General features: G+C 63.3%; 29 protein-coding genes and 1 other annotated feature. Of the genes, 19 read left to right on the top strand and 10 right to left on the bottom strand.

Annotated features, from left to right (window positions below):
* The first annotated feature begins 69 nt into the window (after nt 1-69).
* From aspS to RTCK_RS07145, 4 genes are all read left to right on the top strand, one after another.
* On the top strand, nt 70-1857 hold the full coding sequence (aspS, locus tag RTCK_RS07160) for an aspartate--tRNA ligase (protein ID WP_142592295.1): 1788 nt from the start codon (nt 70-72) through the stop codon (nt 1855-1857).
* Between the two features lie 153 nt (nt 1858-2010).
* On the top strand, nt 2011-2337 hold the full coding sequence (locus RTCK_RS07155; RefSeq protein ID WP_142592294.1) for a DUF1236 domain-containing protein: 327 nt from the start codon (nt 2011-2013) through the stop codon (nt 2335-2337).
* Nucleotides 2338-2434: 97 nt separating this feature from the next.
* Nucleotides 2435-2492, top strand: a sequence feature (sul1 is cis-regulatory element that is thought to sense ions involved in sulfur or methionine metabolism; They are found in Alphaproteobacteria).
* Between the two features lie 69 nt (nt 2493-2561).
* Nucleotides 2562-4049, top strand: a complete 1488-nt coding sequence (locus RTCK_RS07150; protein ID WP_142592293.1) for a SulP family inorganic anion transporter — start codon at nt 2562-2564, stop codon at nt 4047-4049.
* Nucleotides 4050-4128: 79 nt separating this feature from the next.
* Nucleotides 4129-4596: a GNAT family N-acetyltransferase gene (locus RTCK_RS07145; RefSeq protein ID WP_142592292.1), complete on the top strand. Its 468-nt coding sequence runs from the start codon at nt 4129-4131 to the stop codon at nt 4594-4596.
* A 51-nt stretch (nt 4597-4647) separates the two neighbouring features.
* Here the strand turns inward: RTCK_RS07145 and RTCK_RS07140 are convergent, their stop codons facing one another.
* Nucleotides 4648-5838 (bottom strand): hypothetical protein, encoded by a 1191-nt coding sequence (locus tag RTCK_RS07140; protein WP_142592424.1) that lies wholly within the window; start codon nt 5836-5838, stop codon nt 4648-4650.
* Nucleotides 5839-6033: 195 nt separating this feature from the next.
* On the opposite strand from RTCK_RS07140, the gene parC reads away from it, so the two are divergent.
* A complete protein-coding gene (gene parC, locus RTCK_RS07135; RefSeq protein WP_142592291.1) occupies nt 6034-8292 on the top strand; it encodes a DNA topoisomerase IV subunit A in 2259 nt (752 codons plus the stop codon).
* On the opposite strand, the gene RTCK_RS07130 is transcribed toward parC, so the two are convergent.
* The 8 genes from RTCK_RS07130 to hemB form a co-directional block, all read right to left on the bottom strand.
* Complete coding sequence (locus RTCK_RS07130) at nt 8293-8682, bottom strand: type II toxin-antitoxin system death-on-curing family toxin (RefSeq protein ID WP_142592290.1); 390 nt, start codon at nt 8680-8682, stop codon at nt 8293-8295.
* Nucleotides 8679-8900 carry an AbrB/MazE/SpoVT family DNA-binding domain-containing protein gene (locus RTCK_RS07125; protein ID WP_142592289.1) on the bottom strand — a complete coding sequence of 74 codons (222 nt, stop codon included), beginning with the start codon at nt 8898-8900 and terminating at the stop codon, nt 8679-8681. The genes RTCK_RS07130 and RTCK_RS07125 overlap by 4 nt, the downstream gene beginning before the upstream one ends.
* Before the next feature lie 53 nt (nt 8901-8953).
* Complete coding sequence (locus RTCK_RS07120; protein ID WP_142592288.1) at nt 8954-9832, bottom strand: DMT family transporter; 879 nt, start codon at nt 9830-9832, stop codon at nt 8954-8956.
* A 9-nt stretch (nt 9833-9841) separates the two neighbouring features.
* Nucleotides 9842-10600 (bottom strand): arginyltransferase, encoded by a 759-nt coding sequence (locus RTCK_RS07115; RefSeq protein WP_142592287.1) that lies wholly within the window; start codon nt 10598-10600, stop codon nt 9842-9844.
* Nucleotides 10601-10736: 136 nt separating this feature from the next.
* On the bottom strand, nt 10737-11195 hold the full coding sequence (locus RTCK_RS07110; protein ID WP_142592286.1) for an RDD family protein: 459 nt from the start codon (nt 11193-11195) through the stop codon (nt 10737-10739).
* A gap of 63 nt (nt 11196-11258) precedes the next feature.
* Nucleotides 11259-11600 (bottom strand): BrnA antitoxin family protein, encoded by a 342-nt coding sequence (locus RTCK_RS07105; RefSeq protein ID WP_235988608.1) that lies wholly within the window; start codon nt 11598-11600, stop codon nt 11259-11261.
* Between the two features lie 5 nt (nt 11601-11605).
* On the bottom strand, nt 11606-11866 hold the full coding sequence (locus RTCK_RS07100; protein WP_185927942.1) for a BrnT family toxin: 261 nt from the start codon (nt 11864-11866) through the stop codon (nt 11606-11608).
* Nucleotides 11867-11923: 57 nt separating this feature from the next.
* Complete coding sequence (hemB, locus tag RTCK_RS07095) at nt 11924-12937, bottom strand: porphobilinogen synthase (RefSeq protein ID WP_142592285.1); 1014 nt, start codon at nt 12935-12937, stop codon at nt 11924-11926.
* A 125-nt stretch (nt 12938-13062) separates the two neighbouring features.
* Here hemB and RTCK_RS07090 point away from each other — a divergent pair, with 125 nt between their 5' ends.
* Nucleotides 13063-13500, top strand: a complete 438-nt coding sequence (locus RTCK_RS07090; protein WP_142592284.1) for a DUF6163 family protein — start codon at nt 13063-13065, stop codon at nt 13498-13500.
* 231 nt (nt 13501-13731) lie between these two features.
* The gene (gene ldtR / locus RTCK_RS07085; protein WP_142521111.1) at nt 13732-14244 is read left to right on the top strand and encodes a transcriptional regulator LdtR; all 513 of its coding nucleotides are present in this window, start codon (nt 13732-13734) and stop codon (nt 14242-14244) included.
* Between the two features lie 66 nt (nt 14245-14310).
* Here the strand turns inward: ldtR and RTCK_RS07080 are convergent, their stop codons facing one another.
* Nucleotides 14311-15048 (bottom strand): YrbL family protein, encoded by a 738-nt coding sequence (locus RTCK_RS07080; protein WP_185927941.1) that lies wholly within the window; start codon nt 15046-15048, stop codon nt 14311-14313.
* 227 nt (nt 15049-15275) lie between these two features.
* Between RTCK_RS07080 and RTCK_RS07075 the strand changes: the two genes are divergently transcribed.
* From RTCK_RS07075 to RTCK_RS07020, 12 genes are all read left to right on the top strand, one after another.
* Nucleotides 15276-16607: a L,D-transpeptidase family protein gene (locus tag RTCK_RS07075; protein WP_142592282.1), complete on the top strand. Its 1332-nt coding sequence runs from the start codon at nt 15276-15278 to the stop codon at nt 16605-16607.
* A gap of 170 nt (nt 16608-16777) precedes the next feature.
* Complete coding sequence (glyA, locus tag RTCK_RS07070; protein WP_142592281.1) at nt 16778-18067, top strand: serine hydroxymethyltransferase; 1290 nt, start codon at nt 16778-16780, stop codon at nt 18065-18067.
* Between the two features lie 15 nt (nt 18068-18082).
* Nucleotides 18083-18562 carry a transcriptional regulator NrdR gene (nrdR, locus tag RTCK_RS07065; protein WP_142592280.1) on the top strand — a complete coding sequence of 160 codons (480 nt, stop codon included), beginning with the start codon at nt 18083-18085 and terminating at the stop codon, nt 18560-18562.
* Nucleotides 18563-18567: 5 nt separating this feature from the next.
* On the top strand, nt 18568-19698 hold the full coding sequence (ribD, locus tag RTCK_RS07060; protein WP_142592279.1) for a bifunctional diaminohydroxyphosphoribosylaminopyrimidine deaminase/5-amino-6-(5-phosphoribosylamino)uracil reductase RibD: 1131 nt from the start codon (nt 18568-18570) through the stop codon (nt 19696-19698).
* Nucleotides 19698-20321 carry a riboflavin synthase gene (locus RTCK_RS07055; protein WP_142521106.1) on the top strand — a complete coding sequence of 208 codons (624 nt, stop codon included), beginning with the start codon at nt 19698-19700 and terminating at the stop codon, nt 20319-20321. Before ribD ends, RTCK_RS07055 begins: the two co-directional genes overlap by 1 nt.
* A 55-nt stretch (nt 20322-20376) precedes the next feature.
* A complete protein-coding gene (locus tag RTCK_RS07050) occupies nt 20377-20628 on the top strand; it encodes a type II toxin-antitoxin system Phd/YefM family antitoxin (RefSeq protein WP_142521105.1) in 252 nt (83 codons plus the stop codon).
* Complete coding sequence (locus RTCK_RS07045) at nt 20629-20901, top strand: Txe/YoeB family addiction module toxin (protein ID WP_142521104.1); 273 nt, start codon at nt 20629-20631, stop codon at nt 20899-20901.
* 137 nt (nt 20902-21038) lie between these two features.
* Complete coding sequence (locus tag RTCK_RS07040) at nt 21039-21503, top strand: group III truncated hemoglobin (RefSeq protein ID WP_142521103.1); 465 nt, start codon at nt 21039-21041, stop codon at nt 21501-21503.
* A 386-nt stretch (nt 21504-21889) separates the two neighbouring features.
* Nucleotides 21890-22345, top strand: a complete 456-nt coding sequence (gene ribH / locus RTCK_RS07035; RefSeq protein ID WP_142521102.1) for a 6,7-dimethyl-8-ribityllumazine synthase — start codon at nt 21890-21892, stop codon at nt 22343-22345.
* A 4-nt stretch (nt 22346-22349) separates the two neighbouring features.
* The gene (gene nusB / locus RTCK_RS07030) at nt 22350-22829 is read left to right on the top strand and encodes a transcription antitermination factor NusB (protein ID WP_142592278.1); all 480 of its coding nucleotides are present in this window, start codon (nt 22350-22352) and stop codon (nt 22827-22829) included.
* A 27-nt stretch (nt 22830-22856) separates the two neighbouring features.
* Nucleotides 22857-24080: an MFS transporter gene (locus RTCK_RS07025; RefSeq protein WP_142592277.1), complete on the top strand. Its 1224-nt coding sequence runs from the start codon at nt 22857-22859 to the stop codon at nt 24078-24080.
* A gap of 150 nt (nt 24081-24230) precedes the next feature.
* Nucleotides 24231-26369, top strand: a complete 2139-nt coding sequence (locus RTCK_RS07020; protein WP_142592276.1) for a sodium-translocating pyrophosphatase — start codon at nt 24231-24233, stop codon at nt 26367-26369.
* The last annotated feature ends 42 nt before the right edge of the window (nt 26370-26411 follow it).

Below are 26411 nucleotides of genomic sequence, written 5' to 3'. Positions count from 1 at the left end.
TTTCCGTCTGCCGGTCCGATGGCTCCCATGCCGCTCCCGCAGCTTCGCACCAGTCCAGGATTCTTTGCAATGCACCGTTACCGCAGTCACACCTGTGCCGCCCTGAGGAAGTCCGACGTCGGCTCCACCGTCCGCATCTCCGGCTGGGTGCATCGCGTGCGCGACCATGGCGGCGTGCTGTTCATCGACCTGCGCGACCACTACGGCATGACGCAGGTGGTGGCGGATCCGGATTCCCCGGCCTTCAAGATCGCCGAGACGGTCCGCGGCGAATGGGTGATCCGCGTCGACGGCCTCGTCAAGGCCCGCACGGAGGAAACCGTCAACGCCAACATGGCGACCGGCGAGATCGAACTCTATGCCAAGGAGATCGAAGTTCTCTCCGCCGCAAAGGAGCTGCCGCTGCCGGTCTTCGGCGAGCCGGACTATCCGGAAGACGTGCGCCTGAAGTACCGCTTCCTCGACCTGCGCCGCGAGACGCTGCACAGGAACATCGTCAAGCGCACCCAGGTCATTGCCGCCATGCGTCGCGAGATGGCCAATGTCGGCTTTACCGAATATTCGACTCCGATCCTCACTGCCTCCTCGCCGGAAGGTGCCCGCGACTTTCTGGTCCCGAGCCGTATTCACGAGGGTAAGTTCTTCGCCCTGCCGCAGGCGCCGCAGCAGTACAAGCAGTTGCTGATGGTCGCCGGCTTCGACCGCTATTTCCAGATCGCGCCCTGCTTCCGCGACGAGGATCCGCGCGCCGACCGCCTGCCGGGCGAATTCTACCAGCTCGACCTGGAGATGAGCTTCGTTACCCAGGAAGACGTCTGGACGACGATGGAGCCGGTCATCCGCGGCATCTTCGAGGAGTTCGCCGACGGCAAGCCGGTGACGAAGGAGTTCCCGCGCATTCCCTATGACGAGGCGATCCGCAAATACGGCTCCGACAAGCCGGACCTGCGTAACCCGATCGTTATGGAAGCCGTCACGGAGCATTTCGCCGGCTCTGGCTTCAAGGTCTTCGCCAACATGATCGCGTCCAATCCCAAGGTTGAGGTCTGGGCGATCCCGGCGAAGACCGGTGGTTCGCGCGCCTTCTGCGACCGCATGAACGCCTGGGCGCAGCAACAGGGCCAGCCCGGCCTCGGCTACATCTTCTGGAAGGAAGAGGATGGCAATATCGCCGGATCCGGTCCGCTTGCGAAGAATATCGGCGAGGAACGCACCGACGCGTTGCGCACCCAGCTCGGCCTGGAAGCCGGCGATGCCTGCTTCTTCGTCGCCGGCGAGCCGGAAAAGTTCTACAAGTTCGCGGGTGAAGCGCGCAACCGCGCCGCCGAAGAACTGAACCTCACCGACAAGGACCGGTTCGAACTCTGCTGGATCGTCGATTTCCCGTTCTTCGAATGGAACGAGGACGAGAAGAAGGTTGATTTCGCCCATAACCCGTTCTCTATGCCGCAGGGCGGGATGGATGCCCTGGAAAACCAGGATCCGCTGACGATCAAGGCCTTCCAGTACGACATGGTCTGCAACGGTTTCGAGATCGCCTCCGGCTCCATCCGTAACCAGTCTCCGGAACTGATGGTCAAGGCCTTCGAGAAGGTGGGCTTGAGCCAGGCCGACGTCGAGGAGCGCTTCGGCGGTCTCTACCGCGCCTTCCAGTACGGTGCACCGCCGCATGGCGGCATGGCTGCCGGTGTCGACCGGATCGTCATGCTGCTGACGGGTGCGAAGAACCTGCGCGAGATCACGCTCTTCCCGATGAACCAGCAGGCGCAGGATCTCCTGATGAACGCCCCGTCGCCCGCAACGGCGACGCAGTTGCGGGAGCTGGCTCTTCGGGTGATTCCGTCCAAGAAGGATTGAAGCCCGGCTCATCCGCAAGTGCGCGAACGGCGGCCTCGGGCCGCCGTTTTCCGTTTCATCCGTTCACCTTTGGCGATGAAGGAAGAGGCCGGAAAACGGAACCAACCTCGCTCTCCCGTATTGTCTGCCCAGCAGAAGCACAGGAGAAAGAACATGCGCATTCAGCTCGTCGCCGCAACCGCGGCCCTGGTCATGGTTTCCGGCGCCGCCCTGGCCCAGAGCACCGTTATCGTTCAGGAGCAGGCTCCGGCCGTTACCGGCTCGACCGTGGTCGTGCCGGGCGAGGTCCGCACCTACGTGATGGAGCAGAGCGTTCCGTCGGTCGCCTATGAGGGCGAAGTCGTGGTCGGCGCTCCGCTGCCCGAGACCGTCGAGGTTCATACCGTCGATGGCTACAATGACTATGCCTATACGGTCGTCAACGAGCGCCGCGTGCTCGTCAACCCGCAGACGCGCACCGTCATTCAGGTGCTCGATTGAGTTTACGAAGGCCCGGCTCTGACGATCCGGGCCTTCGCTCTTGATGACGATCATCAAGTTGCACTGCAGCAACCAAGCCGCTATAGACCGCTCATCACAAGGACTCGGGTGAAACTCCCGGGTGGCTCTTCCGGCCGCCGATCCGCCGGATAACGCAAAGCATCATCCTTAGTCCAAGCCGAAACTCCTGCTTCCGGCCGATGCTCAGTTTGCGAAAATTTCAGATGAACGGTCTTGCTCACTACAAACGTGAATGGTTCTCCAATATCCGCGGTGACGTCCTTTCGGGTATCGTCGTGGCGCTCGCCCTTATCCCCGAGGCGATCGGCTTTTCGGTCATCGCCGGCGTCGATCCTAAGGTCGGCCTCTTCGCCTCCTTCGCCATCGCCTGCGTCTCCGCCTTTACCGGCGGACGCCCGGGCATGATCTCCGCCGCCACTGCCGCTACCGCCGTCCTGATGGTGACGCTCGTGCGCGATCACGGCCTGCAATATCTCTTTGCTGCGACCCTGCTTATGGGCCTCCTGCAGATCCTCGCCGGCGCCGCCAGGCTCGGCCGCGTTATGCGTTTCGTCTCGAAATCCGTGATGACGGGCTTCGTCAACGCGCTGGCGATCCTCATCTTCATGGCGCAGTTGCCGGAACTCATCGGCGTGCCGGTCGAGACCTATGTGATGATCGCGGCCGGCCTCGGCATCATCTACATCTTTCCGCTGGTCACGAAGGCCATCCCGTCGCCGCTGGTGGCGATCGCGGCGCTGACGCTGGTCGCCTACTATGCCGGTATGGACATCCGCACGGTCGGAGACCTTGGCGAACTGCCCGACAGCCTGCCGATTTTCGCGCTGCCTCAGGTGCCGCTTACCTTCGAAACCCTGCAGATCATCTTTCCCTATTCGCTGGCTCTCGCCGCCGTCGGCCTGCTGGAATCGCTGCTGACCGCAAAGATCGTCGACGACATGACGGACACCAACAGCAACAAGAGCCAGGAATGCGTGGGGCAGGGGGTGAGCAACATCGCGTCCGGCCTCATCGGAGGCATGGGCGGCTGCGCCATGATCGGTCAGTCGGTCATCAACGTCTCCTCGGGCGGCCGCGGGCGTCTCTCAACCTTCGTCGCGGGCGCCTTCCTGCTCGTCCTGATCCTCGTTCTGGACGACATCGTCAGGATTATCCCGATGGCGGCCCTCGTGGCTGTGATGATCATGGTGTCGATCGGCACCTTCTCCTGGCGCTCCATCATCGACCTGCGCCGCAATCCGCTGCCGTCCTCGATCGTCATGCTGGCTACCGTCGTCACCGTGGTGGCGACCCATGACCTGGCGAAGGGCGTGCTTGTCGGCGTACTTCTCTCCGGCGTCTTCTTCGCCGGCAAGGTCTCGCGCCTCTTCCACGTCCGCTCGGAGCTCAGCGCGGACGGCACCGAGCGCACCTATCACGTCGATGGTGAAATCTTCTTCGCCTCGACCGAAAGCTTCATCAAGGCGTTCGACTTCAGCGAGCCCTTGAGGCGGGTGACGATCGACGTCGGCGAGGCGCATCTGTGGGATATTTCCGCCGTCGGCGCCGTCGACGATGTGGTGCTGAAATTCCGTCGGCATGGCGTGGAGGTGGATCTGCGCGGCCTGAACGAGGCAAGCGCCAACATGGTCGACCGCTTCGGCGTGCACGACAAGGATCACGCACCCCGGACGGTGGCGGTAGGGCACTGAGCAGACGCAGGCGAACACGAGCTTGCTGTTCGATGCCGTTCGGCTGTGGAGTGTGGACTGGGAACCTGGGGCTTGGGAGATGAAGGTCCGGATCGGTTTGGCGCAACACAAGGACATCGCGCCCTGGATGATGCTGGCTGACGAAGTGACGCCACTGTTCGGGCCGATGCCGGATTTCGGCGCCGTTCTCTCCCGGAAGATCGCGCAGAAGCAGGCCTATTGCGCCTGGACAAGCCCCGCCCGCTCTCTGGCGGGCGGGATCTTCATCGGCGGGGAAGGTGGAACACACCGGATACGCTGGCTGGCCGTCTCGTCCGAGCACCGCCGATCCGGCATCGGCCGGATGCTTGTCGAAATGGCCATCGCCGCCATCCCGAGCGATTCCTTCATCTATGTCGACACGTTTGCGAAGGGAACGCCGGGCGCGGTCGCAGCTGACCGCCTTTATCGGAAGTGCGGCTTTGCGCCGACCGAAGTCTGGCGAGAAGGAAGCCTGGTCCGCCAGCGATACATGCGGCGGCCTCTGCACCCGGTCGAGCTTGCATGACCTCCATCGGGGGAGGCCGCTGCCGCAGGTCCCTTGGCCTGCAGGCGGAACCTACTGCCGCCGGTTGGCCTCCACCGTCACGCCCAGCACGTCCGGCAGGGTATTCGGAGCCCCCATGGCCGCTCCCATGATCATCGGGAAGGGAACGGGGTTCTCCGGTTTCGCCGAAATGGTGAAATTACCCGGGTTGTCGAGATAGGTGTTGACCGCCTCGCTCACCATGTTCTGCAGCTTCGGCACGTTGTACTGGGCGAGCATCATCGGCGTCATCGCCTTCAGCATCTGCGCCATGTTCTCGCCAGATACGCCCTGTTCCTTGCCGGCATAATCGAGTGCCCGGTTGGTGATTCCTGCGTCCTGGAAGCTGATCTCGGCGCTGTTGAAGGTCAGCCGCTGCATCAGGCCGAGCATGGCAAGACCCGCCGCGTCCTGGCTCTCCTTGCTGGCATTGGTGTCCATGGCCTTCGTCGCTTCCTGCGCGGCGCGTACGAATTCCATGGTATAGCCGGAGAAGCTGAGGGCCATGGAAAGCGTACCGACATCGGCAAAGTCGAAGACGTACTCTTCCAGATCGACGACGCCTTCCTCCGCCTGCCAGCTTCCCGACATCGTCATGGAGCCGTTCAACGCGGTGAGTCCGAGAGACTGGAGCGCGTCGCGTGACTTGACGTCTTCCACGGTCGACAGATCGGCCCTGATGCCCTGGACATCGATGGCGAAACCCACCGCCGACTGGTCATCCGCAACGTCTGTCGTGGAGACCGACGAGGCGACGGAGAAAACTTCCTTGCCATCGACCGTCACGGTCATGGGCCCGGTCGAGGCTTCTTCGTAGAGAAGGACGGAGGCGAGACTGTCTCCGGTGGTGTCGGCCGGCACGGTCACATTGCTCATCGAGATATCGGAGATCGTCACCGTCGTGTTGTCTTCGGCGGCGTTGACGTTCGGGAACAGCACCTTCTCGATGACATAGCCGCCGGCGTCCTCTTCCACGCCTTCCAGCGTGATGTCGCCGAGGTTTACCGCGGGCTCGGTTTCTACCGGCTTGTATGTCGCTCCCCGCAGCGTGACGGTGGATCCGCGGACATCGATCGTCTGCGCGGCAAGCGGCGCGCCGGGTATTCCCATGGCGGCATTCAGTTTCGCCACCAGGTCGGCGCCGTCGAGCGAGAAGGCAGGTCCCGCCATCAGCATCAGCCCGGCGCCCGCCATCAGAAGCCGCATCCTGCCCGCGTGAGACATCATCAATCCTCCTGTGGGCCCTCTGCCCGACTGTCGTTCCCGCCTGTTATAGGGGGCGCCTACGAAACGTCCATGCTTTTATTATCCGCAGGCAAGTGGTGGAAAAGGCACGTCCCGCTCCATTCCGCTGGTCATCCACAGGCGCATTTCCCGTATTTCTTGCCGGGAATCGGCCTTTCCGCTAGTCAAGGCCCCATGGGACAAAATCTTACACCGCCGTCCGACGGCGAGGGCGGCGATCACATCCTTCCGATCGACCTGAAGGCTGCGCTCGAGGAGCGCTACCTTGCCTATGCGTTGTCGACCATCATGCACCGGGCGCTTCCGGATGTGCGTGACGGACTGAAGCCGGTTCATCGCCGCATCGTGCATGCCATGAGCGAGATGGGCGTGCGTCCGAACGCCGCCTTCAAGAAATGCGCACGTATCGTCGGCGACGTGATGGGTAAGTTCCACCCCCATGGCGACGCCTCGATCTATGACGCCATGGCGCGGCTGGCACAGGATTTCGCCATCCGTTACCCGCTGGTCGACGGCCAGGGCAACTTCGGCAATATCGACGGCGATAGTCCGGCTGCCATGCGCTACACCGAAGCGCGCATGACGGAAGCGGCCATGCTGCTGCTCGAAGGCATCGACCAGGACGCCGTCGATTTCCGGCCGACCTACAACGAGGAGGACGACGAGCCGGTCGTCCTGCCGGGCGCCTTTCCGAACCTGCTGGCGAACGGCGCGACCGGCATTGCCGTGGGTATGGCGACCTCCATCCCGCCGCACAACGTTCATGAACTGTGCGACGCCGCGCTGCATCTGATCAAGCACCCCGACGCCACCGTAGAAAAGCTCGTCGAATTCGTGCCCGGTCCGGACATGCCGACCGGCGGCATCATCATCGACAGCCGGGAATCGGTGATCGAATCCTACAAGACCGGCCGTGGCGGCTTCCGCGTCCGCGCCAAATGGGAGACGGAAGATCTGGGCCGGGGCGGTTACCAGATCGTCGTCACCGAAATTCCCTATCAGGTGCAGAAGTCGCGGCTGATCGAGAAGATCGCGGAGCTTCTGGTCGCCCGCAAGCTGCCGTTTCTCGAAGACGTGCGCGACGAGTCTGCGGAAGACGTCCGCATCGTGCTGGTGCCGAAGAGCCGCACCGTGGACGCGACCCTGCTGATGGAATCGCTCTTCCGGCTGACGGACCTCGAAAACCGCTTCCCGCTCAACATGAACGTCCTGTCCATGGGCAAGGTGCCCAAGGTCATGGCGCTCAACGAGATCCTGCTGGAATGGCTCGGCCACCGCAAGGAAGTCCTCATCCGCCGCTCGAAGTTCCGCCTTGCCGCTATCGACCGGCGTCTGGAAATCCTCGGCGGCCTGCTGATCGCCTATCTGAACCTTGACGAGGTCATCCGCATCATCCGCGAGGAGGATGAGCCGAAGCCGGTGATGGTCGCGAAATGGGATCTCACCGACCTCCAGGCGGAAGCCATCCTTAACATGCGGCTGCGCAACCTGCGCAAGCTGGAGGAATTCGAAATCCGCAAGGAATTCGATGAACTGACGCAGGAAAAGGCCGACATCGAGGCGCTGCTGGCGTCCGACCAGAAGCTGTGGCGCATGGTCGAGGTCGAGATCCAGGAGGTCAAGAAGAAGTTCGCCAAGGCAACCGAGCTCGGCCGCCGCCGCACTCAGTTCGCCGAAGCCCCCGAAGCCGATGTCGAGGCGATCCAGCAGGCGATGATCGAGAAGGAGCCGGTCACCGTCGTCATCTCGCAGAAGGGCTGGATCCGGGCCCTCAAGGGCCACATCGCCGACACCTCGTCGCTCACCTTCAAGGAAGGGGACGCCCTGAAGCTCGCCTTCCCGGCGCAGACGACCGACAAGCTGCTGCTCGTCACCACCGGCGGCAAGATCTATACGCTCGGCGCCGACAAGCTGCCGGGCGGCCGCGGCCATGGCGAGCCGGTCCGCATCATGGTGGACATGGAGAACGACCAGGACATCCTGACCGCCTTCGTTCACGACCCGTCGCGCAAGCTGATCCTTGCCTCGACCGCCGGCAACGGCTTCGTGGTTGCCGAAGGCGAAATGGTCGCCAATACCCGCAAGGGCAAGCAGATCATGAATGTTGGCATGCCGGACGAGGCAAAGCTGGTCGTGCCGGTCTCGGGTGATCACGTTGCCGTCGTGGGCGAGAACCGCAAGCTGCTCGTCTTCCCGCTGGTGCAACTGCCGGAGATGACCCGCGGCAAGGGCGTGCGCCTGCAGCGCTACAAGGACGGCGGTATTTCAGACGTAAGGTGCTTCGCAATCGACCAGGGCCTCACCTGGGAGGATTCCGCGGGCCGCGTCTTCACCAAGACGAAGGACGAGCTTGTGGAATGGCTGGGTGACCGCGCCTCCGCCGGCCGACTGGTGCCGAAAGGTTTCCCGCGCAGCGGCAAGTTCGCCGGGTGATCACGGATAGGGGATGGTGTGATCGCGCAGGAAGCGCGTCGCACCCTCCTCATCGATTTCGCCGGCGGCAACGGCCAGGACGAAGGCAACAATTTCCGCCTGTGTTGCCTCGATCAGGTATCCGTTGATGAGCAGGAAGGTGAAGGCGGCAAGGTAGGCGGTCCGTTTGTTGCCGTCCGCAAAGGCGTGATTGCGTGCAAAACCGTAGAGATAAGCTGCGGCCAAGCGGAAGAGATCCTCTTCACCGTAGCTGTTCTTGTGGAGAGGGCGTGCCAATGCCGCCTCAAGCGCGTTTTCATCTCGGATGCCTGGCAGCCCGCCATGTTCCGCCAATTGCTCGCGATGGATGACCTCGATCGCTGGCCGCGATAGCCACTTCAGGGTAGTCACTTCGCCAGCTCTCGGAGGGCGATCTTATATTTTTGCATACCGATGCGGGCAGCCTTCAGTTGTTCGGTAAGGTCGGCTTGCTCCGGTATCAGTGAGATGCTGCCGCCTTCTTCTCTGATCTCGACGGAATCCCCCGCCTTCAGCCCCAAGCGATCGAGTACCTCTTTGGGAATGATGATGCCTTCGGAATTGCCGATCTTGCGAATTGTGACGTTCATGGCGCTGCTCCCTGTTGAAACGGAGTTATAACATTGTCGATCGGATACGACAATCAAGGCTCCGAGACGGCGAGTTTCTGCGGTCGCACCACCCGCATCTGCCACGCCGAATGCGCCACCAGCGCCAGCACCAGGATCGCGCCTCCTACCAGCGCCTGTGGCTGTGGCACCTCCGAAAACACCATCCACACCCAGACCGGCGCAAGAATGGTCTCCAGAAGATAGAACATCCCGACTTCCGGTCCGCTGAGGTAGCGCGGGCCGGTGGCGAGGCACCAGAAGGCGAGGGGGATCATGATGGCCCCGTCGAAGATCACCCAGGCCGGCGCAGCGACGGCGAAACCCTGCTGCGCGACGAAGGCGAGCCCCACCAGCGCCGGCAGGATCGTGGCGACGAGCGGCACGAAGCCCATGTCTCGCCCGCTCTTGCGGCTGATGGTAATGGCGCCGGCAAGCAATCCCGATGTGATGAGTGCCAGGACATCCCCGAACAGGCCCCCGCTCTCGAGTCCACCCGAGACGATCAGCGCAACGCCCGCCACCATGACGGCCATGGTGACGATCGTGGAGACCGACGGTACCTCCTTCAGCGCCAGCCAGCCGAACAGTGCAGCGAACATCGGCGTGAAGGCGACGATGAAGACGACGTTCCCGGTGGCAGTGTGGAAGACGGCGCCGAGAAAGGTCATGGTCGAGACGCCGTAGCAGAGGCCTGCCCACAGACCCGACCGACCGGGAACCAACACCGGTACGCGTCTCGAGAACAGGCGCAGCAGAAGCCACAGCGTTATGGCCATCGTGAACGTTGCTAAGCTGCGCAACCCGATGATGGACCAGACTTCTCCGTCGGCGAGCTTGACCAGCGGCACGTCGAACGACAGCGCCAGCCCGCCGATCGTGGTGAGCACGAGGCCCTTTTTATGATCGTCCATGAAAGTGACTCAGATGTCGGAGGCGGGATCGAAGCGTTCCCAGCCGCGCGGGGTCAGGTGCTCCTGCGGCTGGAAGCGCGTCTTGTAGCCCATCTTGCTCGACCCGTGCACCCAGTAGCCGAGATAGACATGCGGCAGGCCGAGCGCCTGGGTGCGGCTGATGTGGTCGAGGATCATGAACGTGCCGAGCGAACGCTTGGCAAGCCGGGTGTTGAAGAAGGAATAGACCATCGACAACCCGTCGCTCATCGTGTCGGTCAGTGCCACCGCCAGCAGTTCGCCTTTCCGCTCTCCGATGCCGGTCCCCGGCTCGCGCCGCCGGTACTCGATGATCCGCGTGTTGACATGCGTGTCCTCGACCATGATTGCATAGTCGAGCGCCGACATGTCCGACATGCCGCCCCTTTGGTGACGGTCGTCCAGATAACGCCGGAACAGCGAGAACTGTTCGGTGGAAGGCTGCGCGGGCAGGAGGGTGGACACGACGTCGCTATTGGCGGCGAGCACCCGGCGCATCGACCGCGCCGGCTGGAATTCCTCGGCGAGGATACGGACGGAAATGCAGGCGCGGCAGGTCTCGCAGGCGGGGCGGTAGGCAATGTTCTGCGAGCGCCGGAAGCCGCCCTGGGTCAGCAGGTCGTTCATTTCGGCGGCCCGCGGCCCCACCAGGTGCGTGAACACCTTCCGCTCCATCTGGCCGGGCAGGTAGGGGCAGGATGCCGGAGCCGTCAGGTAGAACTGCGGATTTGGCGTGGTCTGAGTGTTCATCGCGGCGCGATCGGTCCCGTCCTGCCTTGGTGATGATGCCGTAACAGCCATACCATGGCGCAGAATGGTAAAAGGTCAACTGCAGCCGGAGCGGCCGATCCGAGGGCCCGATACATAAACCCCTTGTTCGGCCTCTTCAGTCCTTACGGACGACGACGGTGCCGAGCAGCATGTCGTGCACGAGCCTGGACCTTTCGGTAAACAGGCCGGCGAGCAGGATCAGCGGCGTCAGCACCGAGTTGATGATCCAGAACAGGACCGTGTGCACCATGGCCGTCAGGAAATCCACCCGCCGGCCGTCGAGCCGCGCCATGGCGATACCCATGGCGCGCATGCCCGGCGTTGCCTGGCTCGGTCCGCCGAGCGTCATGCCGAAATAGAGAAGCGCGACGATGACGAACAGGGCGGGGTAGAGGAAGAACCCGAGCCCGAGGGTGATGATGCCGAGGAAGAAGACGATCACCGCTGCAGGAATGCAGAGCAGCAGCACGATCGCGTAGTCGATCACGAAGGCGAAGGTACGGCGTGAGAGCACGCCGCTATAGGCCCGCCAGTCGTCAGGCGCGGAATAGGTCGGGTTCGGGTCGAGGCTCATCGGCGCTTTGTCTCCGGTTGCATGGCAAAGCATATGGGAGGCAGGGGCCGCGATTGCAACGCGTCAGCCGGTCTTGCGGTGCGCTTCCATGTAACGCCGCAGCACAGCGTTCATCCGCGTCTGGTAGCCGCGCCCTCCCGCCTTGAACCAGTCCAGAACGTCCCGGTCCAGCTTGATGCCGACGGGAACCTTGGCGGGAAGCACCACCGCCTTCGCCCACTCCTCGTCCGACATCGGCGGGCCATCTTCGTCTGCGGCGGCAATCGCCTCGATTTCCTCTGCCGTCATGGCGTCGAGGCGAGCGTCATCGCTCTGGTCCTCCAGGGGCACGAGGGTGCCGTCCGCGTGCTTCTGATAAAGAGTGTCGCCAACCAGGACGGCATGCATGGTTCTACCGTCTTCCATAGTTTCTATACTCCCTGTCGTTCGCCTTCCGAGCCGAAATGATCCAGATGAGATCGCCTCTTATCGTGAAGGTTACATGATAAAAAGGCGCCCTTCATCTCAGCGAGCATGTTGTACCGAACCTCTCCATAGTCGCGTCGGTCGTCCACCCAAACGAGCTTCGCCGGATCGCTGAAGGCGAGGGTCATGCGGACGAAATCGACGCCGCGCTCCGAAAGCGTCTTCTGCCGTTTGGGTTCATGCCATCCGAACTGCTTCGGCCCCATGCATGGTCCTTCAGGTAGGCAGGATGAACTGGATCTAGATTCCTGTCTAGACTTTACTCACCCCTTCGCCAGATTCCTCGCCACGTCCACGGCGAAATAGGTGAGGATCCCGTCGCAGCCGGCGCGCTTGAAGCAGAGCAGCGTCTCCATCATGATCCGCTCGCCGTCGATCCAGCCGTTCATCGCCGCCGCCTTGATCTGCGTGTATTCGCCGGAGACCTGGTAGGCGAAGGTTGGCAGGCCGAAGGCTTCCTTGATGCGCCAGCAGATGTCGAGATAGGCAATCCCCGGCTTTACCATCAGCATGTCGGCGCCCTCCTCGACATCGAGGGCCGCATCGCGGAGCGCCTCAGTGGCGTTGGCGGGACTGATGTAATAGCTGTTCTTGTCGCCCTTCAGCAGTCCGCCGGTGTTGATCGCCTCGCGATAGGGTCCGTAGAAGCCGGAGGCAAACTTGGTGGCATAGGACATGATGCCGACGTCCTGGTGTCCGGCAGCATCCAGCCCGCGCCGGATGGCACCGATCCGGCCGTCCATCATGTCCGACGGGGCGATAATGTCGGCGCCTGCATCGGCCTGCATCACCGCCGCGCGCACGATCTGGTCCACCGTCTCGTCATTGACGATCACCCCGTCCCGCAGGATGCCGTCATGGCCGTGGCTGGTGAACGGATCGAGCGCTACGTCGGTGATGACGCCGATGTTCGGCACGGCCTTCTTGATTGCCGCCGTCGCCTTGTTGATGAGGTTGTCGGCGACAAGGCTCTGCGAGCCCGTCTCGTCGCGCAGGTCCATCTCGATGTCGGGAAAGGTGGCGATCGCCGGAATGCCGAGATCGGCCGCTTCCTTCACCGCCTCTACCGCCTTGTCGACGCTCATGCGGTTGACGCCGGGCATGGCCGCGATCGGATCGACGATCCCGGTGCCGGGCACGATGAAGATCGGCCAGATCAGGTCGTCGACGCCCAGCCGGCTCTCCTGGACGAGCCGCCGCGTCCAGTCCGCCTTGCGATTGCGCCGCATGCGGCGGTGGCCGGTGATCTCGTCGACGAGGTGGGTCTTGTCGCTCATGGAAGTGCCTCGCTTTCTCTCGTGTGGGCCGGTCTTAGCATCTGGAACGGTGATTGCGAATGGTCAGATCGCCGCGCGCCGGGTAACAGCTAGCCGCTGCAGGTCCTGCCGGATATGCTTGTGCCATGGAGCCTGATTCACCCACGGTGCCGAAGCGCACGCTGACGCAAATCCTCTTCGTGGTCTTCCTGCGCCTCGTGGCCGTCACATGCCTGTGGTTCGGCCTGCAGTACTGGGCGATGCTCGTCGGCTATTCGCTGGGGGGTAGGGCGCGCTTCGATCTCCTGTCACTGCCTTGGCAAGTCGCCGCTCCCAGCCTTGCGGTGCTCTTTCCCATTGCCTCTCTCGGTCTGTGGCTTACCGTCTCCTGGGGCCCGGTGCTGTTTGCCCTGGCGGCCGTGACGCAGGTGCTGATGTTCAAGCTCTGGTCCGACATCTTCGGGACGAACAGTTTCGTGCTGCTTTTCCACGCCCTCGTGGCGTCGCTCTACGTGCTCTTTCGTATCGCCCTGTGGCTGGAGGAGCGTCGCCGGGCGGAGCAGGTAACCGGTGATTTACCTTAGCTCGAAAGCTTTTGCGGCCGCGATTTGAATGAATTTTCGGGTCAAGTCATTGATTTTACTGAAGCGAATCGTGACCCACAGTGCCCCGCCGCGGATGCGCCGCAATCTGCGTGGGGCTGGTAAGCTATTGTTAAACATATGTTTTAAGTCGAATTTTATGGGCATTCGATAGTGTCACTCACAAGGCGGGAAAAAACAGACACCGCCAAGCAAAACAGTGAGGCAGACATCATGAACACGAAGCTGAAGCCGCAGGCAGCCGTCGCTGCCGATACCCGCGAAGATGCAATTCGCTCGCTCTACCTGGAGTCCCTGCACCTGGTCGAGCGTCTCCACCGCCGCCTTCTCGACGTCATCAAGGACGAGTTCGACCGGCAGGGCCGCGATGACATCAACGCCGTCCAGGCGCTGCTGCTCTTCAACATCGGCAACTCGGAACTCTCGGCCGGCGAACTTCGCTCGCGGGGCTACTATCTCGGCTCGAACGTTTCCTACAACGTCAAGAAGCTGGTCGACCTCGGCTTCATCAACCACCAGCGCTCGCGCATCGACCGCCGCTCGGTCCGCATCAGCCTGACCGAGGAAGGCCAGGAGATCGCCGAAACCGTCGCAAAGCTCTACGAACGCCATATCGGCTCGATCGAAAAGGTCGGCGGCATCGGCGAGGGCGAATTCGCCCAGATGAACAAGCTCCTGCAGCGCCTTGACCGCTTCTGGAACGACACCATCGCCTATCGTCTCTAATCGGCGTCTCCTCCAGTCGTACCAAACCGGATGCGTCCCCTGCGCGTCCGGTTTCCCGCATCTTGGCTAGTGCCTTGGCACGACGGATGCGAGGTCCGGCATCTTTTCCGCTATTTCGTTCAGGATGCGGCTCCGCGCCTTCAAGAGCTTCCGGCGGTTGTAGTGCCAGCTCATTGTTCTTAGCGGGATCAGGTTCTTGTCGCCTAAACCATCGACTAGGACGAATTCCGGCTGGACGCTCCTGCTTTCCGTGTAGACCATGGCACCTGTATTGCAGTCGCCTACGATGATGTGCAGCCGGATGCATTCCTCGAACAATCTCCCCAGCGCCTCGATATGCGTCTTGGTGACCGAGCGCGTCCTGATCAGATCCTCCAGAGAGGGGCCAAGGTCCCTGTCTCTGTCCATGATCCTCTCGCTGATAAGAGCCAGACCCCGGTCGGTCGGCATGAACCCTAGCGGCGTGGCCATCGGGAACTGCATCCGGTTGTCAGCATAGCCACGACGGCATAGTTCCAGATACTGGGTCAGTTCTCGGCGAAAGTGACGATAGGCGCCGGTTGGACTAGGATATTTGAGGCCTTTGTGTTCCCAGAAACGTCCGTACTTGTCGACGCTGGACGGGCGGATGATCTTGATCACCGCATGGGGTAGTCCGTGGTGGACATAGATGTCCTTGATGCGCCCTCCATTCTTGTAGGTGCACTCGTCGATGTTGAGATATTCGCTGGGATGTAGGGGGCGCGTCAGCGTGAGCGCTGGAGCCGCGGCGGAGGATTCTGTAGCCGCCTGGTCAAGGTGCATGATTTTAACTCGCAATTTTGAAGAGCATATAGCACCCAATATAATCTTGGCGAACCTGGCAAGCTTGTCGCGACACGAATTGGCCATATTGCCATGTGATCCGCGCTTACGGGTTGCTGGGATTGGAATCACCCTTTGGTGTCGTCGCCGGCTGCGCATCTTGCGCCTTTGTTAACCATGTCCCGCTAGGCCTGAACGACATGCCGCTGGACGAGATGGGTAGGATGATGTCGAAGAAAATCGGATCGGAACGTGTTTCTCGCCGGGGGCTTCTGCACTCGGCTGCTTCTTTCGGCGCCGTCGCGCTCGCGACGCCGGCTCTCGCCCAGACCGCCATCGAGAGCTTGATCGCCGCGCCCCGTCGCGGCGCCTGGGATGATCAGTTCGACGCAAAGGGAAGCTCCCGTACCGTCGCAGCTGTCGCCACGAACAATCCCGTGCTTGGCTCGCATGCGCCGGTGAACATTCAGCAGGCCATCATGAACTACCAGACGATCGTCGCCAACGGCGGCTGGCCGGAGGTCAACCCCGCCCAGACCTTGCGTCTCGGGGTAGTGGATCCTCTCGTGCCTCAGGTGCGTCAACGCCTGATGATCTCCGGCGATCTGCCTCAATCCGCCGGCATGTCTGCCGCGTTCGATTCCTATGTGGACGGCGCGGTGAAGCGTTTCCAGGCTCGGCACGGCCTGCCGGCCGACGGCGTCATGGGCGAGTTCACGGTCAAGGCGATGAACGTCTCTGCCGCGACGCGGCTGCACCAGCTCGAAACGAACCTCGTTCGGCTGCAGTCCATGTCCGGTGATCTCGGTCGCCGCTATGTCATGGTCAATATCCCGGCGGCTTACATCGAAGCCGTCGAAAATGATCGCGTTGCATTGCGCAACACGGCGGTCGTCGGGAAGATCGACCGTCCGACCCACGTGATCAATTCGAAGATCTACGAGGTCATCCTCAACCCGTACTGGACCGCGCCGCGCTCGATCGTCGAGAAGGACATCGTGCCGCTGATGCGCAAGGATCCGACCTATCTGACGCGCAACAACATCCGCCTGTTCGACGGCAACGGCAACGAGGTGGCGCCGGAGACGGTGGACTGGAACGCGCCCAAGGCGCCGAACCTGATGTTCCGCCAGGATCCCGGCAAGATCAACGCGATGGCGTCGACGAAGATCAACTTCCACAACCCGCACAACGAGTACATGCACGACACGCCCCAGCAGGGCCTGTTCAACAAACTGATGCGGTTCGAATCCTCCGGATGCATTCGCGCGCAGAACGTCCGCGACCTGACGACATGGCTGCTCAGGGAGACGCCCGGCTGGGAGCGCCAGAACATGGAGCGGGTGATTGCCAGCCGCGTCAACACGCCCATCAAGCTGGCGGAGGAAGTGCCGATCTACATCGTCTACATCAGCGCATGGTCCGCAGCCGACGGCATCGTCCAGTTCCGCGACGATATCTATCAGATGGACGGCGCAACGGAACTCGCGCTGCAGACGACCACGGGCGTCGAGCAGTCGGCCGGCCCGATCAGCGAGGAAGACTTCCTGCCGCAATAAGCGGGAGCGTCTTGTCCCAAGAGTCTGGAAGCCGCGGTCCTTGCCGCGGCTTTCTTGTCCGGAGGGTCGCGTCTTCGCACCTGCAAATGTCGCATGCTGTATTGCCGAAAATGGGGGCAACGGGTAAGACGCAGGGCGCACGTACCCGATCCCTCTGAGGAGCCCTGCCCATGTCGAACACCGACGCCTTCTTCTCCCGTCCGCTGGCCGAATCCGATCCGGAAATCTTTGGCGCGATCGAGAAGGAACTCGGTCGCCAGCGCCACGAGATCGAGCTGATTGCTTCGGAGAACATCGTCTCGCGCGCCGTGCTCGAAGCCCAGGGCTCGATCATGACGAACAAATATGCGGAAGGCTATCCGGGCAAGCGCTACTACGGCGGCTGCCACTTCGTGGACATCGCGGAGGAACTGGCGATCGAGCGGGCGAAGAAGCTGTTCGGCGTCAATTTCGCCAACGTCCAACCGAATTCCGGTTCGCAGATGAACCAGGCCGTGTTCCTGGCGCTCCTGCAGCCCGGCGATACCTTCATGGGCCTCGACCTCAACTCCGGCGGCCACCTGACCCACGGCTCGCCGGTCAACATGTCCGGCAAGTGGTTCAACGTCGTCTCCTATGGCGTGCGCGAGGACGACCACCTGCTCGACATGGACGATGTGGCCGAGAAGGCGCGCACCCACAAGCCGAAGCTGATCATCGCAGGCGGGACCGCCTATTCCCGCATATGGGACTGGAAGCGTTTCCGCGAGATCGCTGACGAAGTCGGTGCCTACCTCATGGTCGACATGGCCCATATCGCCGGCCTGGTCGCGGGCGGCCAGCATCCGTCGCCGTTCCCGCACTGCCACGTCGCCACCACCACGACCCACAAGTCGCTGCGCGGCCCTCGCGGCGGCGTCATCCTGACGAATGACGAGGATCTTGCGAAGAAGTTCAATTCCGCCGTCTTCCCCGGCCTCCAGGGCGGGCCGCTGATGCACATCATCGCCGCGAAGGCCGTCGCCTTCGGCGAGGCGCTGCAGCCGGCGTTCAAGGACTATGCTGCCCAGATCGTCAGAAACGCCAAGACGCTCGCCGAGGCCCTCAAGGCCGGCGGCCTCGACATCGTCTCCGGCGGCACCGACAACCACCTGATGCTGGTCGACCTGCGCAAGAAGAATGCCACCGGCAAGCGGGCGGAAGCCGCACTCGGCCGCGGCTACATCACCTGCAACAAGAACGGCATCCCCTTCGACCCGGAAAAGCCCTTCGTTACCTCGGGCGTCCGTCTCGGCACCCCGGCCGGCACGACGCGCGGCTTCAGGGAAGCCGAGTTCACCGAGATCGGCAACTTCATCGTGGAGGTCCTCGACGGCCTGAAGGCGGCCAATTCGGACGAGGGCAATGCCGCCGTCGAAGCCGCCATGCGGGAAAAGGTCGTGGCGCTGACGAACCGCTTCCCCATGTACCCCTACATGTAAGCCGAAGGAGACGGGATGCGCTGCCCCTATTGCGGATCGGAAGACACACAGGTCAAGGATTCGCGTCCGGCGGAAGACAACACCTCCATCCGACGGCGGCGTATCTGCCCCGATTGCGGCGGCCGCTTCACGACCTTCGAACGGGTGCAGTTGCGCGAACTGATGGTCCTGAAGAAGACCGGTCGCAAGGTGCCCTTCGACCGGGACAAGCTGGTGCGCTCCTTCCAGATCGCACTGCGCAAGCGGCCGGTCGACAATGACCGCATCGAGCGCGCCGTCTCCGGCATCGTCCGGCGGCTCGAAAGCTCGGGCGAGACGGAAATCTCGTCGGAACAGATCGGCCTGCAGGTGCTGGAGGCGCTGAAGAGCCTGGATGACGTCGCCTTCGTCCGCTATGCCTCCGTCTACCGCGATTTCTCCCATGCGGAAGATTTCGAGAAGGTCATCGAGGAAATCAACGCCAAGATCGCCCGCGACCCCGGGCTAGAGCCTTAAACCCGATGAGTGTGACGCCCGAGGACCGGCGCTACATGGCGGCCGCCATGCGCCTGTCGCGCTGGCGCACCGGGCTCACAGCCACCAATCCCTCCGTCGGCGCCATCGTGGTCAGGGACGGGGCGATTGTCGGCCGCGCCGTTACCGCGCCCGGCGGCCGTCCCCATGGCGAAACCCAGGCACTGTCGCAGGCCGGCGAGAAGGCGAGGGGGGCGACGCTCTATGTCACGCTCGAACCCTGCTCCCACCACGGCAAGACGCCGCCATGCGCCGATGCGATCGTCGCGGCGGGCATCTCGCGAGTCGTCGTTTCCCTTACCGATCCGGACCCGCGTGTTTCCGGCCGCGGCCTTGCCATCCTGCGCCAGGCCGGCATCGCGGTGGATGAAGGCGTCCTGGAGGAGGAGAGCCGCCGCGCGCTGCAGGCCTACCTCATGCGCCAGACGAAGGGCCGTCCGCATGTGACTCTGAAACTTGCGGTTTCCGCCGACGGCATGATCGGGCGCAGGGGCGAGGAACAGATCACCATCACCGGTCCCGCCGCCCGCGCCCAGGTGCATGTGCTGCGCGCCGAGATGGATGCCATCCTTGTCGGGATCGGTACCGCGTTGGCCGATGATCCCGAACTCACCTGCCGTGCGCCGGGGCTGGAAACCCGTTCGCCGCTGCGAGTCGTGCTGAACCGCCGTCTCGACCTGTCGCCGGCCTCGAAGCTCGCGCGGTCTGCAAGGCAAGTGCCGGTGCTGCTGGCATCCATTCCGTCTCCCCGCGAGCAGGAAGAAGGTGCGCGACGGGCCGATGGAGGGGATGACGCATCCACACTTGGGCGCCTCCGAACTGAGCTTGCGGCTGCCGGCGTCGAGATCCTCGAGACCAGGTCGCTCGCTACGCTGCTTTCCACGCTCGCCGCCCGCGGCATCTCCTCCCTCCTCGTCGAAGGCGGCGCGGCGGTGGCGAAGAGCTTCCTCGAGGCCGGCCTCGTCGACCGCATCCTCCTCTTCGAAGGCGCCGTAACGGTCGGTGCGAACGGCATTGCATCGCCGGTCACGGGTGCCGATATACCGGCTGGTTTCCGCCTCCTCCGCGAGGCAGCCTTCGGCCCCGACCGGCTCACCGAATACGAAAGGTCACCCTGATGTTCACCGGCATCGTCACCGATATTGGCACCGTATTGTCCGTCACGCCGATGGACGAGGGCGTGAGGCTCAGGATCGCCACCAGCTACGACCCGCAAGGCATCGATATCGGCGCCTCCATCGCCCATTCCGGCGTCTGCCTCACCGTCACGGCGCTGCCGGGCGAGGGGGAGAACGCGCGCTGGTTCGAGGTGGAGGCCTGGGAGGAGGCGCTGCGGCTGGCCACCATCGCCGGCTGGCGGGAGGGCACCCGCATCAATCTCGAACGTGCCCTGAAGATCGGCGACGAACTCGGCGGCCACATCGTCTCCGGCCATGTCGACGGCAAGGCGGAGATACTGTCCGTCGAACCGGAAGGCGAGGCCGTCCGCATTCGCCTGCGGGCACCAGAGGCGCTTGCCCGCTTCGTCGCGCCGAAGGGCTCCGTGGCGCTGGACGGTACCTCGCTCACCGTCAACGCCGTCAGCGGCGTCGATTTCGACGTCCTCCTCATCCGCCACACGCTCGCCGTCACCACTTGGGGCGACCGCAAGCCCGGCGATTTCGTCAATTTGGAGGTGGACACCATGGCCCGTTATGCGGCGCGGCTGGCGGAGTTTCCGGTCACCAGGTCGATGTCTTGACATGCGGGAGGGATCTGTACATATTTCTGTACATTGCGCACGAGGACAGATCGCCATGCCTACCGTCCGATTCACGGAGTTCCGGCAGAACTTCGCCACCCATTTCGATGCTGTTCTTGAATCGCGTGCACCACTCCTGGTGACGCGGCAGGGGAAGGAGTCGGTCGTGGTCATCGCCGAGAATGAGTATGAGAGCATGCAGGAGACGCTTCATCTCGTCTCGACGCCTGCCAACGCCGATCGTCTGAGGGAGAGCATTGAACAACTGCGGCAAGGACAGGTGATAGAGCGGGATCCGACGCTCTGAATGAAGCTCGTCTGGACGCCCTATGCCTGGGACGACTACCTGTTCTGGCAGCGGACCGACATTCGCATGGTCGAGAGGATCAACGAACTTGTACGCGATGCCAGACGCTCTCCCTTTTCCGGCCTTGGTAAGCCCGAGCCCTTGAAAGGGGACCTTGCTGGCTTCTGGTCGAGGCGCATCTCAGGTGAGCACCGCTTCGTCTACCAGGTCGCCGGTTCCGGCCTCGATCAGCGGCTGGAAATCGTTCAGTGCCGGTTCCACTACCGGAAGTAGTCGCCAGGGTGCCGCTCCTCCGCCGCCGGATGCCGCCGGTTAGGTGCCCGCCGGGGCACGTCGTCGCAAGTGCCGCCTCCGCCCTTCGCAATCCGGCTCCGATCGCTTATCTAAGGCACAACCGACAGGACGTGCACATGCATCCCGATCTCAATGCCAGGGCGGCGCATTCCGCCGAAATCCGTCAGCGCGCGGCCGCCGAGATGAAGGCGATCGGTGTCGACGAAGCCTTCATCTCGACCCTCGTCGATACCTTCTACGGCCGCGTGCTCGCCCATCCCGAACTCGGCCCGGTCTTCGACGCGCGCCTTTCCGGCCGCTGGCCTGAGCACATGGAAAAGATGAAGGCCTTCTGGTCCTCCGTCGCCTTCCGCACCGGGGCCTATGGCGGCAAGCCTGTCCAGGCGCATATGGGAGTCGCCAACATGACGCCCGATCTCTTCCCGCAATGGCTCTCGCTGTTTTCCGATACCCTCGATGACATCGCCCCGAACGAGGAGGCCAAGGCCTGGTTCATGGCCACCGCCGAACGCATCGCCAGGAGCCTGACGCTGTCGCTCTTCTACAGCCCGGCGCTCGACGATCCGGCGAGAAGGGGGTGAGGAGCTTTCGCATCAGCGGAAAAGTCGATCCCCAGCGATCGATTTCAGCGACGAACGCGCAGCGACCCCTCAGAGAGGGGTGGGTGGTGGTACTGGCGCGTGGTGGTGCAAAATGGATCCTTCGAGGGCCGACTACCTCAGGATGAGGGAGAGCAGACCTCCGGCGACCGGGGCGCGTCGGCGGCGCGGGGGGCTCTTCTCACGCGAAGGACTTCGCGTGGCTGCATCCCGAACATCCTCAGGCTCGACCCGTGGACCGGATGACGAGCCAGCGTCTCGCCGGGAGCGATGATCAGCCATGCGGGAAAAATGCTTGCCTTCCTGTCACCGCCGTGGTTTGACCCGCGCCATCCCGATTTGCACGCCCTTTCCGCCAAGGTAGCCTCATGTCCGAACCGTCGAAGCCCCATCTCCTGATCGTCGAGGCCCGTTTCTATGACGACATGTCCGACGCGCTGCTCGAGGGAGCCACCGCGGCGCTGAAGGAGGCGGGCGCGACCTGGGATGTCGTGACTGTACCCGGAGCTCTGGAGATTCCGCCGGCGATTGCCATGGCGCTCGATGCGTCCGAGACCGGCGGCACCGAATATGACGGATTCGTCGCGCTCGGCATGGTCATTCGGGGCGAGACCTACCATTTCGATATCGTCGCCAACGAATCCTCGCGCGCCCTGATGGACCTCGCCGTCTCGGAATCGCTGGCGATCGGCAACGGCATCATGACGGTCGAAAACGACGAGCAGGCCTGGGCACGCGTGCGCCGCTCCGACAAGGACAAGGGCGGCTTTGCCGCACGTGCAGCGCTGACGATGATCGCGCTGCGCGAGAAGCTGAATGGTTGATCCGATGACGAACGACGAAAAACCGGCGGTCAAGCCCGCCAACCAGCGCGGAGCCGCACGTCTTGCCGCCGTGCAGGCGCTCTACCAGATGGATGTCGGCGGCGCCGGCGTGCTGGAAGTGGTCGCCGAGTACGAGGCCCATCGCCTCGGCCAGGAACTCGATGGCGAAACCTACCTGAAGGCAGATGCCTCCTGGTTCCGCTCGATCGTCTCCGGCGTCGTGCGCGACCAGGTCAAGATCGACCCGATCGTGCGCTCGGCGCTCCAGAACGACTGGCCGCTGTCGCGGCTGGATTCCACGCTGCGCGCCATCCTGCGCGCCGGCACCTTCGAAATCCTCGAGCGCAAGGACGTGCCGGTACCGGTGATCGTCACGGAATATGTCGAGATCGCCCAGGCCTTCTTCGAGGGCGAGGAGCCGAAGATCGTCAACGCCGTCCTCGACCGGATCGCCAAGCAGGTTCGCAGCCCCACGACGAAATAGGCCGCAAAACAGGAAAGACGAAGCGTTATGGAAGGCAGCGTCGAGGGACTTCAGGGGCAGCTCAAAGCCGCCAGGCGCAACGTCTTCCTGCTGTCGGCGGTCCAGGCGCTGCTCGGCGCGGCACCGCCGCTCACCTTCGCGCTCGGCGGCCTTGCCACCTACCAGATGCTGGGCGAGGACAAGTCACTCGCGACGGCGCCGCTCACCGGCTTCAACGTCGGCGTGGCGCTCGGCGCCGTCGCCGTCGCCATCGCGGCGCGCTTCCTCGGCCGGCAGGCGGGCTTCATGCTCGGCGCGCTGATGGGGGCGGTCGGGGCAGGGATCGCCGCCGTCGCGCTGTTCCGCTCCGACTTCTGGCTCTTCGCCACCGGGCTGCTCCTCATCGGCGTCTCCGGCGGCTTCACCCAGAAGATCCGCTTCGCGGCCGCCGATGCTTCGCCGAGCTTCTACAAGCCGAAGGCGATCTCCTGGATCCTCGCCGCCGGCATCGTTTCCGCCATTCTCGGGCCGCAACTGGCTATCTGGTTCAAGGATCTCTTCGAGCCTGTCACCTTTGCCGGCGCCTTCGTGGCACTGATCCCGCTCAACCTTGCAGCGATCCTGATCCTCGCGGCGTTGAAACTGCCGGAGGCGGGCGTCCGGACTGCGGAGGACGCACCGGTGCGTCCTCTCAAGGAGATCGTGCTGACGCAGCGCTTCATGACCGGCATGATCTGCGGCATCGGCTCCTACGCGCTGATGACCTTCATGATGACCGGCGCGCCGCTCGCCATGGTGATCGGCTGCGGCTTCTCCACCGATCTTGCCACCCTCGGGATCCAGTGGCACGTGCTCGCCATGTTCGGCCCGAGCTTCTTCACCGGCATGCTGATCTCCCGCTTTGGGACGGAGAAGGTGGTCGCCGCCGGCCTCCTGATCCTGATGGGATGCGCCGTTGTCGCCCATATAGGTATCGAACTCTGGAACTTCTGGGGCGCCCTGGTGCTGCTCGGCATCGGCTGGAACTTCGGCTTCATCGGCTCCACGGCGATCGTCGCCTCCAGCTATCGGCCGCACGAGGCCGACAAGGTTCAGGGCTTCCACGACATCATCCTCTTCGGCACGGTGGCGCTCTCCTCCTTCTCCTCCGGCAAGGTCTTCACCGCGTGGGGTTGGGAGGCGATGAACCTCGTGATCTGGCCCGTCACCATTCTCTGCCTCGTCCTCATCCTCCTCCTGATGCGCAAGACGGCTGTGGCAAAAGCGGCTTAAAGGCTCTTGCTTTTCTAGGGCTTGACGCAACCTCATCCTCGCAGGCAATCTCCCTCCCGCACGGCAACCCTTGGTTCCTTGGGAGGGGAGGTGGTTGCCGGTTCATGCCGCAAGGGGGACCCTTGCCGCGAAAGGGAGAGGAAGAAACGAATGACCGTAATTTTCGGTGTGATCGTGTGCGGCCTGCTGTCCGTAGCGTATGCTGTCTGGGCGACGCGGAGCGTGCTGGCCGCTGATCAGGGCAATGCCCGCATGCAGGAAATCGCAGGCTATATCCGGGAAGGGGCGCAGGCCTATCTAACCCGGCAATACATGACCATCGCCATCGTCGGCGCGGTCGTCACCGTGCTTACCTGGCTGCTCCTCTCCGGAACGGCCGCCATCGGCTTCATCATCGGCGCCGTCCTCTCAGGCGCTGCCGGCTTCATCGGCATGCACGTCTCCGTCCGCGCCAATGTCCGCACTGCCCAGGCAGCCTCGCAAAGCCTTTCGGCAGGCCTAGACATTGCCTTCAAGTCCGGTGCCATCACCGGCATGCTGGTGGCCGGTCTCGCCCTTCTCGGCGTGTCGATCTACTTCTGGATCCTGACTTCTGCGCTGGGTTACGAGAGCGGCTCGCGCGAAGTCATCGATGCACTGGTGGCGCTCGGCTTCGGCGCCTCGCTGATCTCGATCTTCGCCCGCCTCGGCGGCGGCATCTTCACCAAGGGTGCGGATGTCGGCGGCGACCTCGTCGGCAAGGTCGAAGCCGGCATTCCGGAAGATGATCCGCGCAACCCGGCCACCATCGCCGACAACGTGGGCGACAATGTCGGCGATTGCGCCGGCATGGCCGCCGACCTCTTCGAGACCTATGCCGTCTCCGTCGTCGCCACCATGGTGCTCGCGGCGATCTTCTTCGCCGGTGCGCCGGTGCTCGAAAGCGCGATGCTCTATCCGCTGGCCATCTGCGCGGCCTGCATCGTCACTTCGATCATCGGTACCTTCTTCGTCAAGCTCGGCACCAACGGCTCGATCATGGGTGCCCTCTACAAGGGCCTGATCGTCACCGGCCTCCTGTCGATCCTCGGCCTGGGGGCGGCGACTGCCGTCACCGTCGGCTGGGGCTCGATCGGTACCGTCGCGGGTCAGGACATCACCGGGATGAACCTCTTCATCTGCGGCATCCTGGGCCTGGTCGTCACCGCCCTGATCGTGGTGATCACCGAATACTACACCGGCACCAACAAGCGGCCGGTGAACTCCATCGCCCAGGCCTCGGTCACCGGCCACGGCACCAATGTCATCCAGGGCCTTGCCGTCTCACTGGAATCGACGGCGCTGCCGGCGATCGTCATCGTCGCCGGCATCATCGCCACCTACCAGCTTGGCGGCCTGTTCGGCACCGGCATCGCCGTCACCGCCATGCTCGGCCTCGCCGGCATGATCGTGGCGCTGGACGCCTTCGGCCCTGTGACCGACAATGCCGGCGGTATTGCCGAAATGTCCGGCCTGCCGTCCGACGTGCGCAAGTCCACGGATGCGCTCGATGCGGTGGGTAACACCACCAAGGCTGTGACCAAGGGCTATGCCATCGGCTCCGCCGGCCTCGGCGCCCTGGTGCTCTTCGCCGCCTATTCGAACGACCTTGCCTACTTCGCGGCGAATGGCGAGCAGTACCCATACTTCCAGGGCATGGGCGACATCTCCTTCAGCCTGTCCAACCCCTATGTCGTCGCCGGCCTGATCTTCGGGGGGCTCATCCCCTACCTGTTCGGCGGCATCGCCATGACCGCCGTCGGCCGTGCCGCCGGCTCGATTGTCGAGGAGGTCCGCAAGCAGTTCCGCGACAATGCCGGCATCATGCAGGGAACGGTGAAGCCGGATTATGGTCGGGCGGTGGACATCCTCACCAAGGCGGCGATCCGGGAGATGATCGTCCCGTCGCTCCTGCCGGTTCTGGCCCCGATCGTCGTCTATTTCGGCGTGCTGGCGATTTCCGGCTCCAAGGCCTCGGCCTTTGCGGCCCTCGGTGCCTCGCTGCTCGGCGTCATCGTCAACGGCCTCTTCGTCGCCATCTCGATGACCTCCGGCGGCGGTGCCTGGGACAATGCCAAGAAGAGCTTCGAGGACGGCTTCGTCGACAAGGACGGCACGCGGCACATGAAGGGGTCGGAAGCCCACAAGGCTTCCGTCACCGGCGACACCGTGGGTGATCCGTACAAGGATACGGCCGGCCCTGCCGTCAACCCGGCGATCAAGATCACGAACATCGTGGCGCTGCTGCTGCTGGCGGTGCTCGCCGGCTGATCCGGCTACGGTAACGGAGAAAAGAGAAAGGGCCCGCGGATC

It is taken from the genome of Pseudorhizobium endolithicum, from assembly GCF_902153245.2.
GTDB classification, from domain to species: Bacteria; Pseudomonadota; Alphaproteobacteria; order Rhizobiales; family Rhizobiaceae; genus Neorhizobium; species Neorhizobium endolithicum.
Note: the sequence above shows the minus strand (reverse complement) of the source record. Positions and strands in the feature narration are given on the sequence as shown.